The organism is Bacillus sp. N12A5 (genome assembly GCF_026790125.1).
Taxonomy (GTDB): Bacteria; Bacillota; Bacilli; order Bacillales; family Bacillaceae; genus Bacillus.
Genome location: NZ_JALAMR010000002.1, coordinates 183,987 through 199,336 on the forward strand (window position 1 = coordinate 183,987; position 15,350 = coordinate 199,336).

General features: G+C 43.5%; 18 protein-coding genes. 11 read left to right on the forward strand and 7 right to left on the reverse strand.

The features are described from left to right. The first annotated feature begins 56 nt into the window (after positions 1 to 56). Together MOC09_RS01255 and spx are read left to right on the forward strand one after the other, a co-directional pair. Positions 57 to 635: a GNAT family N-acetyltransferase gene (locus tag MOC09_RS01255; protein ID WP_003224597.1), complete on the forward strand. Its 579-nt coding sequence runs from the start codon at positions 57 to 59 to the stop codon at positions 633 to 635. Positions 636 to 815: 180 nt separating this feature from the next. Continuing rightward, entirely contained in the window at positions 816 to 1,211 is a 396-nt protein-coding gene (spx, locus tag MOC09_RS01260; protein ID WP_003239281.1) for a transcriptional regulator Spx, read from the forward strand. A 42-nt stretch (positions 1,212 to 1,253) separates the two neighbouring features. Here spx and MOC09_RS01265 read toward each other — a convergent pair whose 3' ends face one another. Next, a complete protein-coding gene (locus MOC09_RS01265) occupies positions 1,254 to 1,910 on the reverse strand; it encodes a TerC family protein (RefSeq protein ID WP_268362296.1) in 657 nt (218 codons plus the stop codon). 184 nt (positions 1,911 to 2,094) lie between these two features. Between MOC09_RS01265 and MOC09_RS01270 the strand changes: the two genes are divergently transcribed. The 4 genes from MOC09_RS01270 to pepF all read left to right on the forward strand — a co-directional run bounded on the left by MOC09_RS01270 (position 2,095) and on the right by pepF (position 6,210). Continuing rightward, positions 2,095 to 2,220, forward strand: coding sequence for a hypothetical protein (locus MOC09_RS01270; protein ID WP_119913679.1), 126 nt, complete (start codon positions 2,095 to 2,097; stop codon positions 2,218 to 2,220). Further along, on the forward strand, positions 2,187 to 2,843 hold the full coding sequence (mecA, locus tag MOC09_RS01275; RefSeq protein ID WP_003239278.1) for an adaptor protein MecA: 657 nt from the start codon (positions 2,187 to 2,189) through the stop codon (positions 2,841 to 2,843). The genes MOC09_RS01270 and mecA overlap by 34 nt, the downstream gene beginning before the upstream one ends. Positions 2,844 to 2,999: 156 nt before the next feature. Continuing rightward, positions 3,000 to 4,151, forward strand: coding sequence for a competence protein CoiA family protein (locus MOC09_RS01280; protein ID WP_268369303.1), 1,152 nt, complete (start codon positions 3,000 to 3,002; stop codon positions 4,149 to 4,151). 229 nt (positions 4,152 to 4,380) lie between these two features. Continuing rightward, positions 4,381 to 6,210: an oligoendopeptidase F gene (gene pepF / locus MOC09_RS01285; protein WP_168780813.1), complete on the forward strand. Its 1,830-nt coding sequence runs from the start codon at positions 4,381 to 4,383 to the stop codon at positions 6,208 to 6,210. A gap of 37 nt (positions 6,211 to 6,247) precedes the next feature. Here pepF and MOC09_RS01290 read toward each other — a convergent pair whose 3' ends face one another. The 5 genes from MOC09_RS01290 to MOC09_RS01310 all read right to left on the reverse strand — a co-directional run bounded on the left by MOC09_RS01290 (position 6,248) and on the right by MOC09_RS01310 (position 9,606). Beyond that, entirely contained in the window at positions 6,248 to 6,415 is a 168-nt protein-coding gene (locus MOC09_RS01290) for a hypothetical protein (protein ID WP_268359528.1), read from the reverse strand. 314 nt (positions 6,416 to 6,729) lie between these two features. Beyond that, positions 6,730 to 7,629: a protease adaptor protein SpxH gene (gene spxH, locus MOC09_RS01295; RefSeq protein WP_268359530.1), complete on the reverse strand. Its 900-nt coding sequence runs from the start codon at positions 7,627 to 7,629 to the stop codon at positions 6,730 to 6,732. Continuing rightward, complete coding sequence (locus tag MOC09_RS01300) at positions 7,626 to 8,024, reverse strand: thiol management oxidoreductase (RefSeq protein ID WP_268359533.1); 399 nt, start codon at positions 8,022 to 8,024, stop codon at positions 7,626 to 7,628. The genes spxH and MOC09_RS01300 overlap by 4 nt, the downstream gene beginning before the upstream one ends. A 254-nt stretch (positions 8,025 to 8,278) precedes the next feature. Further along, on the reverse strand, positions 8,279 to 9,019 hold the full coding sequence (locus tag MOC09_RS01305; RefSeq protein ID WP_268369305.1) for a lytic transglycosylase domain-containing protein: 741 nt from the start codon (positions 9,017 to 9,019) through the stop codon (positions 8,279 to 8,281). A 14-nt stretch (positions 9,020 to 9,033) separates the two neighbouring features. Continuing rightward, complete coding sequence (locus MOC09_RS01310; protein WP_268369307.1) at positions 9,034 to 9,606, reverse strand: CYTH domain-containing protein; 573 nt, start codon at positions 9,604 to 9,606, stop codon at positions 9,034 to 9,036. A gap of 123 nt (positions 9,607 to 9,729) precedes the next feature. Here MOC09_RS01310 and MOC09_RS01315 point away from each other — a divergent pair, with 123 nt between their 5' ends. Genes MOC09_RS01315 through MOC09_RS01330 form a run of 4 tightly spaced genes read left to right on the forward strand, consistent with a single transcriptional unit; the run spans position 9,730 to position 12,495 of the window. After that, positions 9,730 to 10,098 (forward strand): hypothetical protein, encoded by a 369-nt coding sequence (locus tag MOC09_RS01315; RefSeq protein ID WP_268369308.1) that lies wholly within the window; start codon positions 9,730 to 9,732, stop codon positions 10,096 to 10,098. A 28-nt stretch (positions 10,099 to 10,126) separates the two neighbouring features. Then, on the forward strand, positions 10,127 to 10,762 hold the full coding sequence (gene yjbM / locus MOC09_RS01320) for a GTP diphosphokinase (protein ID WP_003245294.1): 636 nt from the start codon (positions 10,127 to 10,129) through the stop codon (positions 10,760 to 10,762). An 18-nt stretch (positions 10,763 to 10,780) separates the two neighbouring features. Continuing rightward, positions 10,781 to 11,581: an NAD kinase gene (locus tag MOC09_RS01325; RefSeq protein ID WP_003224622.1), complete on the forward strand. Its 801-nt coding sequence runs from the start codon at positions 10,781 to 10,783 to the stop codon at positions 11,579 to 11,581. A 14-nt stretch (positions 11,582 to 11,595) separates the two neighbouring features. Further along, complete coding sequence (locus MOC09_RS01330) at positions 11,596 to 12,495, forward strand: RluA family pseudouridine synthase (RefSeq protein WP_268359541.1); 900 nt, start codon at positions 11,596 to 11,598, stop codon at positions 12,493 to 12,495. Positions 12,496 to 12,507: 12 nt separating this feature from the next. On the opposite strand, the gene prpE is transcribed toward MOC09_RS01330, so the two are convergent. Then, positions 12,508 to 13,242 (reverse strand): bis(5'-nucleosyl)-tetraphosphatase PrpE, encoded by a 735-nt coding sequence (gene prpE / locus MOC09_RS01335; protein ID WP_268369310.1) that lies wholly within the window; start codon positions 13,240 to 13,242, stop codon positions 12,508 to 12,510. 231 nt (positions 13,243 to 13,473) lie between these two features. On the opposite strand from prpE, the gene MOC09_RS01340 reads away from it, so the two are divergent. After that, positions 13,474 to 15,318: a monovalent cation:proton antiporter family protein gene (locus MOC09_RS01340; RefSeq protein ID WP_268359546.1), complete on the forward strand. Its 1,845-nt coding sequence runs from the start codon at positions 13,474 to 13,476 to the stop codon at positions 15,316 to 15,318. The last annotated feature ends 32 nt before the right edge of the window (positions 15,319 to 15,350 follow it).

The window sequence follows — 15,350 nt, forward strand, 5'->3', positions numbered from 1 at the left end:
AAGAAATGGGGTATATCTAAAAGTATGAAGACAATGAACTCATAAGGAGCAAATCAATGAACTGGTACGAAAAGCTTAGCGAGTACTTTCCAATTGAAGAAATGAAATCAAAAGCGCATATGGAAGCCCTTCTGAAAGAGCGAAGCGATATTTATCATAAAGATGAAGGCAAACATCATATTTTAATGTTTGCGGAATTCGATTCTTTTATCTTCGTTGATTATCTGTATGTGTCAAAGGATGCAAGAGGGCAGGGGCTTGGCGGCAAATTGATCGCAAAGCTGAAAAAGAAAAATAAGCCGATCTTGCTCGAGGTGGAGCCTGTGGATGAAGATGATACAGATACAGAAAAACGCCTGAGGTTTTATCAAAGAGAGCATTTCAAGCATGCTCAGTCAATTGGGTACCGGCGCCGGTCATTGGCTACGAATGAAGTAAACAAGATGGAGATTCTGTACTGGTCACCGAAAACAGAATCAGAAGAAGAAATTCTTGAAGCCATGAAACAGACATATGAAAACATTCATACTTATAAAGATGAGAAATGGTACGGGGAATCGTACGAAAAAACAGATGAGGTCCTGAAACTCATTGATGAAGAAAAACAAAAAAACATTTTCGATCAGTTAAGCTAATTGAGAATCAGAACATATGATAAAAAATAAAAATTTGCTGGATTGACACATTTTTTTCTTAGGATACTGTTCACACTTACTTTTTTATAGTATAATACCTGTAAAGATTCCTTTTTTAGAGTAATTTCAATTTAAGAATAAAATAGATGTTCATCCTACTAATTAGAGGAGTGAAGATGAATGGTTACACTATACACATCACCAAGCTGTACTTCATGCAGAAAGGCGAGAGCGTGGCTCGAGGAGCATGATATTCCATTTGAAGAAAGAAACATTTTCTCTGAACCTTTATCAATTGATGAAATAAAACAAATTCTGCGAATGACTGAGGACGGAACAGATGAAATCATTTCAACCCGTTCAAAAGTATTCCAAAAACTGAATGTGAACGTTGAATCTATGCCGCTGCAAGACTTGTACCGCTTGATCAACGAACACCCAGGTTTGCTTCGCCGTCCGATTATCATCGACGAAAAACGTTTACAGGTCGGATACAACGAAGACGAAATCAGACGTTTCCTCCCAAGAAAAGTCCGCTCTTTCCAATTAAGAGAAGCACAGCGTTTGGCAAACTAATAGATCGTATCATAAAAGAAGGCTGAGTCATCAGCCTTCTTTTTATTTTTCAACCTGCTGATAATAAATACTGGCAAGGATGACAAATGCGACCGTTAAAATGGGGAGGAGCGTTTCGACTGCGGCGTGCTGCTCCATAAAAAAAGACAGTTTTTTGTCTCTGACAATCATTTCTCCGCCTGTATAAGCAAGCAGCCCGCTTCCCGCGTAAATCAGAAGCGGTATTTTCTCAAGGGCAATGTGGATGAGTTTGCTGCCCCAAATAATAACCGGCACCGATACACACAAACCTATGATAACAAGTGAAAACTCACCGTGAGATGCTCCCGCAACTGCTATGACATTGTCCAGCGACATAAAGAGATCTGCAAGTACAATCGTTCGTATCGCTCTCCATAAGGAGGTGCTGCTTTTGACATGCTGCGTGTCTTTTTTTTCAATCAGCAGCTGATATCCCAAATACAGCAGGAAAATTCCGCCGGCACATTGCAGGAAGGGAATATGCAAAAGATAAACCGCTGCACTCGTTAATCCGATTCTCATAGCAACGGCAATAAATGTCCCAAGAATAATGGCCTGCTGTCTTTGCTTGTCCGGCAAATTTCTGCTGGCCATGGCAATGACGACCGCATTATCTCCGCCGAGGATCAGGTCGATTCCAATGATGACAAGCAGAGAAATCAGATAGTCATGCTCCATGAATCGGCACCTCGCTTTCGTTCCATCGCTTGTACTACTACTATATGAGACAGGCCGCATTTTATGATATCAGCCGGAGATCTGCCGTTTTTTGGTCAAAGGTGCATTTTTATTTCTTTTGTGACTGTTTTATCATAAAATAGAAATACAAAGGAATTCACACTGGCCTTGCTTCAAGGTTAAGATGTGGACGGAATGGGTAAAGTGTAGTAAAGTACAATTAATCGGGAGCTTAGATGTCCCTTCAACATCTTATATAGAAGGGAAGGTTGGCAAATGGAAATTGAAAGAATTAACGAGCATACAGTAAAATTTTATATGTCTTATGGAGATATTGAAGATCGCGGTTTTGACAGAGAAGAAATTTGGTATAACCGTGAGCGCAGTGAAGAACTGTTCTGGGAAGTCATGGATGAAGTTCATGAAGAAGAGGAATTCGCTGTGGAAGGCCCTCTTTGGATTCAAGTTCAGGCACTGGACAAAGGATTAGAAATCATCGTCACAAAAGCCCAGCTTTCCAAAGACGGACAAAAGCTCGAACTGCCGATTCCTGAGGATAAAAAGCAAGAACCCGCATCTGAGGATCTTGACGCCCTGCTGGATGATTTCCAGAAGGAAGAGCAAGCCGTCAATCAGGAAGAGAAGGAGCAAAAGCTTCAATTTGTCTTGCGGTTTGGCGATTTTGAGGATGTTATTTCTCTATCTAAATTGAACGTTAACGGAAGCAAAACGACTTTATATTCGTTTGAGAACCGATATTATTTATATGTAGATTTTTGCAATATGACTGATGAAGAGGTTGAAAATCAGCTAAGCATCCTGTTGGAGTACGCAAATGAATCCTCAATCAGCATACACCGTCTTGAAGAGTACGGCAAGCTGATTATTTCAGAGCATGCTCTAGAAACAATAAAAAAACACTTTGCATCATAGCAAACCGATTTCTTTCCGGAAATCGGTTTTTTTATGCACTAAAAAGCCATTTTTGAAACAAGAAATCAAAAACATACATACGGGCTGACCATACAGAGAACAGGAGTTGGCCATCTTTTCCAGAAAGTATACTCATCTGGAAAGGAGAGATGAAAAGTGTTTAGTGCTGTGACTGAAGACGGCCGAATGGTTCACCTTCTAGGGGCTCAGCGAAGCCGGACATTAAAGCGGAGACGATTCTTCTGCCCGGCGTGCGGAGGAGAGCTTGATGTGAAGCTCGGATCTCAAAAAGCGCCGCATTTTGCCCATAAACAAAACAAGTCCTGCTCGATAGACATAGAACCGGAAAGCGCCTACCACTTAGAAGGAAAGAGACAGCTGTATGTATGGCTGAAAACGCAACAGGCTTCTCCGCTATTAGAACCATATATCAAGAAAATCAATCAAAGACCCGATATCATGGCAAAGATCAAGGGACGCTTGCTTGCTGTTGAATACCAATGTGCCACTCTTGCTCCAGATGTCTTTGAAATGCGTACAGAGGGCTTTAAACAAGAAGGAATCCTCCCGCAGTGGATTGTGGGAAACAGCCGCTTAAAACGAACTGCTCCATCCTTTTATCAGCTGTCTGCTTTTCATTGGCAGTTTATCAATGCAAGCCCAAACAAGGAAATGATATGTTATTGCCCGGAAACACGTTCCTTCCGCCGGCTCAGCCACATCATTCCGTTTTACACAAACCATTCTTATTCCTCGGTTCAAACGATTCCTATCCATCGGGCAGATGCAAATGATTTATTTTTCACTGATCCTACGCCTTCATTTGAATATTCCAGCTGGACGAAAGCGATTCACCGTTTTCGGCATAAACCTCATCGCTTCATCTCAAAGGAAACAAACCGCCTCAGGCAGCTATTTTATGAAAAGCGGCAGACGTCCCTTTCTTTTCTTCCGACCGAAGTGTTTGTTCCTGTAATCAAAGGGGCTGTTTTTAAGAGTCCGGTTTTTGTGTGGCAGGGGTTTCTTTATCTGTTTATTACAGATCTAGGTTATAAACGTGTGCCAATCCGCTTCTCAGCCATCCTGCATCAGTGCAAACTGCACATTCACAAAAAGAACATTGCGGTCAGGTCCAAATGCAAAGAAGATTGTCTTTCTGAAGCTGTTAGACAGTACATTGATTTTTTGTGCAAGAAGGGATTTTTAAGGGAGACTCAGAAAGAAGTATATGTGCTGAATCAGCCTGCAGAGGGCATACGCTCAATGCAGGATCTCATAGAAAGAGACCGCAGCTGTTTTATAGAATGAGTTTGTCTCATTTGGCTCACCCTAAGACAAAGGTGGTGGGCTGGCTGTGAAAGGCACAAAAGGAAGGATTTTTCGTGTTTTTACTGCTTTTTTGGCATTCGTTCTCTTCATTACTGCATATGATTTGACAAAAGGCAGTGAAAAACCGGAAGATATTCACAACACAAGTTTATTGAGAAACAGCTGTTTTTTCAATTGGCTTGAATCAAAGAAGACGAGGGGGATCACCATGGCTGAGGAAAAAAAAGCAAACCAACTGCCTGACAGAAGTGAGGTAAAGGCAGAAGACACATGGAGACTTGAGGATATTTTTCCTAGTGATGAGGCCTGGAATAAAGAATTTCAAGCTGTAAAAGAATTAATTCCGAATTTATCTAAGTATAAAGGAAAGCTGGCAGATTCAGCTGATCATTTATACGAGGCTCTTACGTATCAAGATAAAGTGATGGAACGGCTGGGAAGGCTGTACACATATGCGCATATGCGCTCTGACCAGGATACCGGGAACTCCTTTTACCAGGGGCTGAATGACAAGGCGGGAAACCTGTATACACAGGCCGCAAGCGCGACAGCTTATTTGGTTCCGGAAATTTTATCCATAGAAGAAGACAAACTGCAGCAGTTTATTCTTGAAAAAGAAGAACTGAAACTGTACTCCCATGCGATTGAGGAAATAACAAAAGAACGCCCGCACGTGCTGAGCGAGAAGGAAGAGGCTCTTCTTGCCGAAGCTTCTGAGGTACTGGGTTCATCCTCCAATACGTTCAGCGTGTTAAATAATGCCGATATTACATTCCCGTCCATTAAAGATGAAGATGGGAATGAAAAACAGATCACTCACGGCAACTTTATTAATTTCTTAGAAAGTGAAAACCGTGAAGTCCGCAAAAATGCGTTTGACGCAGTGTATAAAACATACGGACAATATAAAAACACAATGGCCACGACTTTAAGCGGCACTGTGAAAAAGGACAACTTCTACGCGAGAGTGAAAAAGTACAAGTCAGCGCGTGAAGCTGCGCTTTCTAACAACAGTATTCCTGAGGAAGTATACGACAATCTCGTCAAAACGATTAATAAGCATTTGCCGCTGCTGCACCGTTATATCGCGCTCAGAAAGAAAGTGCTTGAGCTTGATGAGGTGCATATCTATGATCTGTATACACCGCTTGTGAAGGATGCGGGGATGAAGGTCACGTACGAGGAAGCCAAAGATTACATGCTGAAAGGCCTTGCACCTTTAGGAGAGGAATACGCCTCCATCCTGAAAGAAGGGCTGGAAAACCGCTGGGTCGACGTTTACGAAAATAAAGGCAAACGCAATGGAGCTTATTCATCAGGAGCCTATGGCACGAATCCGTATATTTTGATGAACTGGCATGATAACGTCAATAATCTCTTTACGCTTGTGCACGAGTTTGGCCATTCCGTACACAGCTACTATACGAGAAAGCACCAGCCATATCCATACGGCAATTACAGCATCTTTGTCGCGGAAGTTGCGTCAACGACAAACGAAGCGCTCCTTGGCGAATACCTGCTGAACAATTTAGAGGATGAAAAACAGCGGTTATATATTCTCAACCATATGCTTGAAGGGTTCAGAGGAACGGTCTTCAGACAAACGATGTTTGCTGAATTTGAACACCTGATCCATACAAAGGCGCAAGAAGGGGAGCCGCTTACACCTGAGCTTCTGACGAATGTCTATTACGATCTGAATAAAAAGTATTTCGGAGACGGCATGGTGATTGATAAGGAAATCGGCCTTGAATGGTCGCGAATTCCGCATTTCTATTACAATTACTATGTGTACCAGTATGCGACAGGCTACAGCGCTGCCCAAGCGTTAAGCAGCCAGATTTTGAAAGAAGGAAAGCCGGCGGTTGACCGTTATATTGACTTCCTGAAAGCGGGAAGCTCGCAATACCCGATTGATGTGCTGAAAAAAGCAGGCGTTGATATGACGTCTCCAGAGCCGATCGAAGCTGCGTGCAAAATGTTTGAAGAAAAACTTGATGAAATGGAAGAATTGCTGATGAAAGTCAAGCAGTCCTAAAAAAAGAAAGCCTGTGCGAAATGATGCACAGGCTTTTTTAAAACCCTTTAAAGGTTTTCCGGTGGTTCAGGCGGTAGAGGGTAAACAAAATAGACAGAAACAGCAGGGGAGAGGTAATATAAAGCGGCAGCATATGCATCATGCCTAATAAATTCAAACAGAAAAAAACGGCTATGCACACAATTGAGATCACAGTATACATCATAGCGGTCCTCCTCGTCCTTGTTCCTTATTAGGATATGAGTGAATGTACTTCGTTATGTTTTGTGACAAAAATATGAACATTAAGCATAGAGGTTGTCAAAAGTCGACATCATTTGTTATCATAAGGATGTGAAATTGATCACAAACAAACATTACCCCTTTGTTTGACCGTGAAAAATTTCTCCCATCCCCTTTGTTGTCGTTAAGACATATGAAACCGCGCTTATCCCGGCGCGGTTTCTTTCATGTTTTTAACAGAACGTATGTTTGGTTACGGAGCAAAAAAAACAGCCTCAAGCATATATACGCCTGCGGCTATTTTTCACATGATTGATATTCATCAGAATAAGTGCTGAGGGATTTCCAAAACATTCCGTGTTTGGCTTCCACTTTGGCAACCTTTTTAGCAAACGCCAATTTTTTCATTTCTTTTTCTACCTCTTCAAGGCTCAGGTCATATACGAGAGCAATTTCCTTCGAGGCAACGAAGCGGAAATATTCAATAAAACATTCCAGAGGCGGTGTTTCCGACGGCTTCGGCTCGTCACCAAGCATCTCGAATAAAATTTCTTCATATACATCATATGAATAGCTGCCGGGTACTTTTAGTCCTTCGTCCTCATGCTGTGTATTGAAAAATGTCAGCGTCGGATTAATAGAAACATCCATCTCAGCGGCAATTTTCATGTCACATTGAAGCGCCTTGACCGCGCTTTGAGAATGCAGATCGTTTTTGAACTCCTCGAGATCGAGATTCGTTTTTTCCGCAATGTCCAAAAGCACATTTTCATCGGTAATGTTTTTCTTTGAAACAAACAGACTCTCCTGCATATTTCTGAGAAATTGCATGCCGGCTTTTCTTCCCTGCAGTTCGGCTGCTTTAAAAGCGAGTGCAGCCATGTAAGGCGAGGAAAGCGGCTGATCTTGCTCGAGCCAGACATTGCCGTCACACGACATGCCGGAGCGGCTTGCGATCTTTTCCCATGCCTCTGCGAGAAGATGCTTTTTCCGTTTCTTATTTAAAGCGGTAAGGCTTGCCGAAGCGATAATGCGTAAGGTGAAAAAGCGTCCGTATCTGATTTTCAGCTTTTTGATCACGGGCTCTAAGGACCAGCATTCAGGGCATAAAGGATCTACAAACATGTAAATTTCAAGCGGTTTTTTTGGATGACCGTGGCAATGGGCGAAGTATTGCTCATGCTGATAATTTGTCAAGATGATCGATCCTCCGCTTCCGTTTGATTCACCATATGCCTTGCTGTCAATTCCAGCCGGCCAAACAAAAACTCGCGAATATCGCCCTCCAGCCCTACATGGTCCATTGCCTCGTCCATACAGCTGAGCCACGCATCAGCTCTCTCGTTAGTAATTGGAAAGGGGAGATGCCTTGCTCTGAGCATGGGGTGGCCGTGTTCCTCCGTATAAAGCGGAGGCCCGCCTAAATACTGAGTCAGAAATTGTTTCTGTTTTCTGGCGGTTTCCGTTAAATCGCTCGGAAAAATCGGCTTCAGCAAAGGATGAGACGCGACACGCTCATAAAAAGTATCAACAAGTTGCGATAGAAGTTCCTCTCCAATCGCTTCATAAGGTGCGTTAAACGATTGTCCCATGTTGACTACTCCTTTAAATATGGCTAATAGGAATCATAAATCCTATTGCAAAAAGTAATTTTCTGTATTTCATCATTTCATCTATGATTTATTTTAGCAACAAGGCATCATTTCTACAAACAAACTGCCTTTACTGCGTTTGATGATAAGTTTCGGCGACAGCCGGGGTTTGTATTTCATATCATATCACATAAAAATCAGGAATGCGTAAGATTTCACTTCGCAAAAAAACCAGAGGGCAAGAGCCGCTCTGGTTACGCGTAATATGCTGAAGTTATTTTTTTTACATAGTTTTGCGTTTCCTGGAAAGGAGGAATGCCCCCATATCGGTCGACATTTCCCGGTCCGGCGTTGTAAGCCGCTAATGCCATAGACACATTGCCGTCGTATTTATCCAGCATTTGTTTTAAATATTTCGTTCCGCCCTCTACATTTTGCTGCGGATCCAACGGATTGGAAACGCCAAGTGAGCTTGCCGTTGACGGCATCAGCTGCATTAAGCCCATCGCACCTGCTCCGCTTACCGCTTTTGCATTAAAGCCTGATTCCTGCTTGATAACGGCACGGATCAGTTTCTCGTCAACGCCGTACTTATCAGCGGCTTTTTTGATCGCGCTGTCAATGGAGAAGTCTCCCGAACTGATCTGTTTTGCTTCTTGTTTGGTTGAAGAAGAATCTGCAGCAGCTGTTTCGGTGCTTTCTGCCGCCTTTGTGATATAACCTGAATTGCTGTTTGTAGATGGGTTAAGCCCATATGCTGAAAGCAGTGACGGCGCTGTTGAAGAAGCGCTGTTCAGCATGCTGAGCGGGCTTGACGATGCAGAAGATGCAGTTGGCTGCTGCTGCTGAGATGTCAGGCCGTTTGTATATTGGCTGAGCAGAGAGCTGAAGCTGGTGAGCGGGCTTTCCGCATTCTGAGTTCCTTTGCTGCTTGCATTAGATATGGACTGTAATGCCTGAAGCTGAAGTAAAGCTGCCCAATTCGTTACATTCACGATGTCATTCCACCTTATATAGACTTTCGTTTTTCTTCATAAAAACGAAGAATTTTATTTTTGGTTTCGCGCCGAGGAATGCTGAATTGCTGAAGCAGCTCCTCAAAGGCTTGTTTGCCCTCATGCCAGTCTGCCGCCTCAAATTCGATTTCATAGTCCTCTTGATTTAAATATCGGCTGTGGTCTAAAACTATTAAGCCTTTTTCTGTTACTTTTTCAGCGCGGTTTGTCGCTAAAGATCCAAAATATTGAATGGCGTCTGTATCGATCTGAAGCTTGTGAAGCTGGTCCTTCACAGGGCCTTCGGGAACTGTAAAGCCGGCAAGGTCTGATACCTCTGAAAGCGGCTGGTGCGTTTCCAGAAGCCCTACATCTGCCGGTTCTTTTAACGTCAGGACATACTCACCTTTTTTTCTACGGATTCGAAGCGCAGCGTGTTTTTGTTTCAGCGAGAAGTCGTCTGTGTCAAAATAGTGATTCTTTTGATCTATAAAATCTTTTTCTGTCAGCTGAAGTGCTGCTGTTATCTTTTCAAATTCAAGTTTGGTCAGCATGTTTTTAAATTCTATTTCAATTTCTTGGCTCATGTTGTTCTTCCTTTCCGCCCTGTAAATCTTATTTTTACTATTATCTCTTGAGATGTTAGGTTTATCAATATCGAGCTTGATATGATAAAATGAATCTGTACTTTGTTTAAAAAGGAGAGCATTATGCAAAACAGAATCGAAATCTTGAACGCCACATTATCGGATGATCAGCTTCGCCTTGCCTGTGAGACGGAAGGAAACGAAGCAGAACGCAAGCCGTCAGGTCAAATGCTTGTTGATTCTGACCACTTTGCTTTTGTATACATACTTGAATTAGCTGATTCTTTTGAATATGTCATTATAAAGGAACATGTATGGCCGGAACTGAAACAGGCCCATGCACAAAGAATTCCGGTTGTTTTAGAGGCAGGAGACGAAACGATTGAATGTGCAGGCCTGCATGAGGAACTGGAGTATCTTTTAGAAAATATTAAAGATAATGCGAACTACGGAGAAGAAATGGAAGAAAAAGTGAAGCGCGTGTTTTTATAGAAACTGGCTCGGAATTGGGGGATGTATGATGGATGACAAACAATGGGAGCGTTTTTTAGTGCCGTACCGCCAGGCTGTCGAAGAGTTGAAAGTGAAGCTCAAAGGGATCCGCACGCTATACGAATACGAGGATGACCATTCGCCGATCGAATTTGTGACCGGACGCGTCAAGCCTGTGGCGAGCATACTTGAAAAAGCGAGACGGAAAAGCATACCGCTGCATGAAATTGAGACCATGCAGGATATCGCAGGCCTTAGAATCATGTGCCAATTTGTTGATGACATCCAAATCGTGAAAGAGATGCTTTTTGCCAGAAAAGATTTCACCGTTGTGGATCAGAGGGATTATATTGCGGAACATAAAGAGAGCGGGTACCGGTCATATCATCTTGTCGTGCTGTATCCTTTACAGACGGTGTCCGGAGAAAAGCATGTTCTCGTGGAAATACAGATCCGTACGCTGGCGATGAATTTTTGGGCGACCATTGAGCATTCATTGAATTATAAATACAGCGGAAACATTCCTGAAAAAGTAAAACTAAGGCTTCAGCGTGCTTCTGAAGCGGCTTCCCGGCTTGATGAAGAGATGTCGGAGATCAGGGGTGAAGTACAGGAAGCTCAAGCTGCCTTTTCAAGAAAGAAAAAAGGAAGCGAGCAACAATAGGTAAAGGGGAAGAAAAGCATGAAATTTGCCGTATCATCAAAAGGAGATCAAGTTTCTGATACGCTGAAAAGCAAAATACAGGCGTATTTATTGGATTTTGATATGGAACTGGATGAAAATGAACCGGAAATCGTCATTTCAGTCGGAGGCGACGGAACGCTATTGTACGCTTTTCACAGATACAGCGACCGCTTGGACAAAACTGCATTTGTCGGCGTTCACACGGGTCATCTGGGGTTTTATGCCGACTGGGTTCCTCATGAAATTGAAAAACTTGTTCTCGCGATCGCGAAAACGCCGTATCATACAGTTGAATATCCGCTTCTTGAAGTGATTGTAACCTATCACGAAAACGAGCGGGAGGAAAGATATCTAGCCTTGAATGAGTGTACGATTAAAAGCATAGAAGGAAGCCTTGTGGCTGATGTGGAAATCAAGGGACAGCTTTTTGAAACCTTCCGGGGCGACGGCCTCTGCCTGTCAACGCCTTCTGGCAGTACAGCTTACAATAAGGCGCTGGGCGGAGCGATTATCCATCCGTCTATCAGGGCGATCCAGCTCGCAGAAATGGCTTCTATTAATAACCGGGTTTTCCGGACGGTCGGATCGCCGCTGCTTCTCCCTTCCCATCATGATTGCATGATCAAGCCGAGAAACGAAGTTGACTTTCAAGTGACGATTGACCATTTAACCCTTCTCCATAAGGATGTAAAGTCGATCCGCTGCCAGGTTGCATCTGAAAATGTCAGGTTTGCGAGATTCCGTCCGTTTCCTTTTTGGAAAAGAGTCCAGGATTCGTTTATCGGAAAAGGTGAATAGAAAGAGGACGTATCGTGGAGCATTTTTTTATCAAAAAGAACATCACTTCCGCTGAGGACGGGATGACTGTAAAAGAATATGCCGGTAAACTGGGAATTTCGAAACGTTTGCTCACTGATATCAAGTTTGGCGGGGGAGACCTGCTGATCAACGGCGAGCATGTAACGGTTAAATACGTTTTGAGAGCAGGAGATCTTTTTGCCGTGAAGTTTCCTGAGGAACAGGTGAGCGAGACGCTGTTGGCAGAGCCTGTTCCGCTCGATATCCTGTATGAGGATGAACACGTGCTTGTGATAAACAAGCAGCCATACGTATCATCAATCCCTTCGAGAGAGCACCCTTCCGGAAGCATGGCGAATGGAATTATCCATCATTATCAAAAAAACGGAGTGCAGGCGACAGTACATCTTGTCACCCGGCTAGATCGGGATACATCTGGTGTCATGCTCGTTGCCAAGCATCGTTTTGCCCACTCCATTTTATCATCGGCTCAAAAAAACGGGCTTGTGAAACGCAGGTATGCGGCAGTGGTCCACGGACGGATGACACAAGCGAAGGGAACAGTCGATGCTCCGATTGGCAGACATCCTGACAGTATTATTGAGAGGATGGTGACACCGGACGGCCAGAAGGCTGTTACTCATTTTTACGTTACACGTGCAACTGACGATATCACCTCGGTGACATTGCAGCTCGAGACTGGACGGACACACCAAATTCGTGTTCATATGAGCTACCTCGGGCACCCGCTGTGCGGCGATACACTGTATGGCGGTACAAGACAGGAAATTGGCCGGCAGGCGCTGCACAGTGAGCACCTTTCGTTTATCCATCCGCTGACGCAGGAAAAAATGACGTTTCATGCCTCACTGCCTCTGGATATGCAAAAACTGTTAAAAGGAGAGAATCAGTGATTCTCTCCTTTTTTATATGGGGCGAAATCTTGATTCGTCGTATGGCAGATAACTTGGAACAGATACGGTTTCTATTTCTGGAAAACGAAAGCCTGTCAGTTGATTTCCGAACACACAGCCTGTATCAATGTTGATGGTGCGCTTGACCTTTCGAGGCTCTTTCACAGGTGTATGGCCGTATACTACCCAAGCCTTTCCGTTATAGGCTGACGCCCAATCGCGTCTGACGGGTCTGCCGTCCGGATATGTTTCACCCGTCACATCTCCGTAAAGCACAAAGTCCTTCACTCTGCGGGTATATTTTCCGATATCGTCAGCTTTTATGCCAGCGTGTGCGACAACTAATTCTCCGTTATGTAAGATGTCGTAAAGCGGCGCCGTTTCGTACAGCTTCATAAACTGTTCACTGACCGCTTTTCTTTCTTCTCTAGAAAGTTCATCAAGCTCTGCCGCTGTTGTTTCGAGGCCATGCATGACTTTTACGGGATTTCCTTTTAAGTAGCGGTACAGCTTATTGCAATGATTTCCCGGGACATAACGTACAGCGCCTTTTTCGTAGGCACTGGCTACAAAGCGGATGACCTCTATTGATTTGGGCCCTCTATCAGTTAAATCTCCGGCAAAAACAAGCACCCTGTCTTCCTCGTGGACAGGCACTCCATTTTTGATTGTATAGCCAAGCTTTTGGATTAATGCAGTCATTTCGTCATAGCAGCCATGAATATCGCTGATGATATCGTAAGCCATGCGGTATCCTCCTTGCCGATTGTTTTATTTATTATGAAGCAAAGTTCTGTGAGTCATCACAAGCTTTTATGTGCAAATTATAGAAGAATCATTTTCTAAATAGGATTAAGGGCTTATTACTTTATTTTTCGTCTTAACCCTTGTTAAAATCGCGTTATGTTTTTGAAACATGAGGTTCTGTTTGTTAATTGAGAACTGACATAACCCTGATCTTAAAAGGAGGTTCTGATTATGGCGCATACATCTGTCGCATCTTTAGTTGTTGTACTAATCGTTGCATTTTTAACACCCATCCTTTTGCATCGGTTTAAACTCAGCATCCCGGTTGTTGTTGCTGAAATCATTATGGGGCTGATTATTGGTAAAAGCGGCCTTGATTTGGTTGTGGAGGGTGATACATGGCTTCAGACACTCTCTATGCTCGGATTTATCTTTTTAATGTTTTTAAGCGGGCTTGAAATTGATTTTTCATCATTTGAGAAAGGAAAGAAAAAGCAGCTTCTGCCGAACGGCAAGGAAGCGCCTAATACGTTTGCTGCGGCATCTATTATTTTTGCCGGTATTTTTATTTTATCATTGCTGCTGTCCTATGGGTTCGTCTTGGCAGGGTTTATCCAAAATGCTTTTTTAATGACACTTATTATTTCAACGATTTCATTAGGTGTTGTCGTTCCAACGTTAAAAGAAGAACGGATCATGAATTCAAATATCGGGCAGATTATTTTGCTCGTTGCTGTTATCGCTGATTTGGCCACGATGATTCTTCTAGCTGTTTTTTCTTCTTTATACGGAGAGGACAGCGGAAACATGTGGCTCTTGATGATCCTGTTTGCGGCCGGAGTGGTGCTTTACTTTTTCGGCCGGGTCTTTAAACATCGCTCTTTTGTTCAGTCCATGTCAAAAGGGACGATCCAGATCGGGACACGTGCCATTTTTACGTTAATTATTGTCCTTGTTGCCTTGTCTGAATCACTTGGGGCAGAAAATATTCTCGGCGCTTTCTTAGCGGGGGTTCTTGTTTCCCTTCTTTCGCCAAACAAAGAACTTGTTCAGCAGCTGGATTCATTTGGCTACGGGTTCTTAATACCGATTTTCTTTGTGATGGTCGGTGTGAAGCTGGATATTTGGACTCTTTTCCAGGATAAAACCATTTTAATTATGATTCCGCTTCTGCTTCTGGCGCTGTTAGTCAGCAAAATCATTCCTGTTATGTACCTAAAGAAGTGGTATGATAACCGAACCGTTTTCGCGTCTGGTTTCCTGCTGACATCAACGCTTTCGCTCGTGATTGCCGCTGCGACGATCGGCCAGCAGCTTCACGTGATCAGCGCAAATATGTCAGGAGCGCTAATTTTAGTAGCCGTCATTGCGAGTATTTTTACGCCGATCTGTTTTAAAAAATTGTACAAACGGGAAGAGCAGCCTGAGGAGAAAAAGACGATTACGTTCATCGGCGCCAATCAAATGACTTTGCCTGTTACACTTGAGCTGCCGGAGAACGAGTATGACGTGCGGGTTGTGCACGTTTATCAAGAGAATGCGGAGGAAAAGCTGTCAGAATCAGTGTTTACGGTTGAGACGATTGCTGATTATGAGCCTGAAACCCTAGATTCACTCGATATTTTTGATACGGATATCCTCGTTGTGGCGACAGGGAATGAAGACATGAATGCCGAGATTGCACTACTTGCAAAAGAAAAAGGCACAGAAAGAGTCATTGCCAGCGTCGGATCACCTGAGAATGAAGCAGCTCTGAAGGAGCAGGGGATTAGCATCTTTTCTATTCTGCTGTCGACAAAAACATTGCTTCGCGCGCTGATAGAAGCCCCAGGCGTCATGAAGCTGCTCACGAACCAAGAATCTTCGCTGTATCAAATTAATATGGAAAACAGCAAATACGACGGTGTCATTTTGCGGGAATTCCCTCTAACAGGCGACGTCATTTTTGTCAGGATTTTCAGAGGTGTGGACAGCATCGTTCCTCATGGAGACACAAGGCTGAAACTTGGAGACCGCTTAATTGTCACCGGATCTCGCGAGTACGTAACGGAGCTTAAGAAAACATTGGAAGGTTAAATCTTGACCAATTAGGGATTCGTGTTAATATA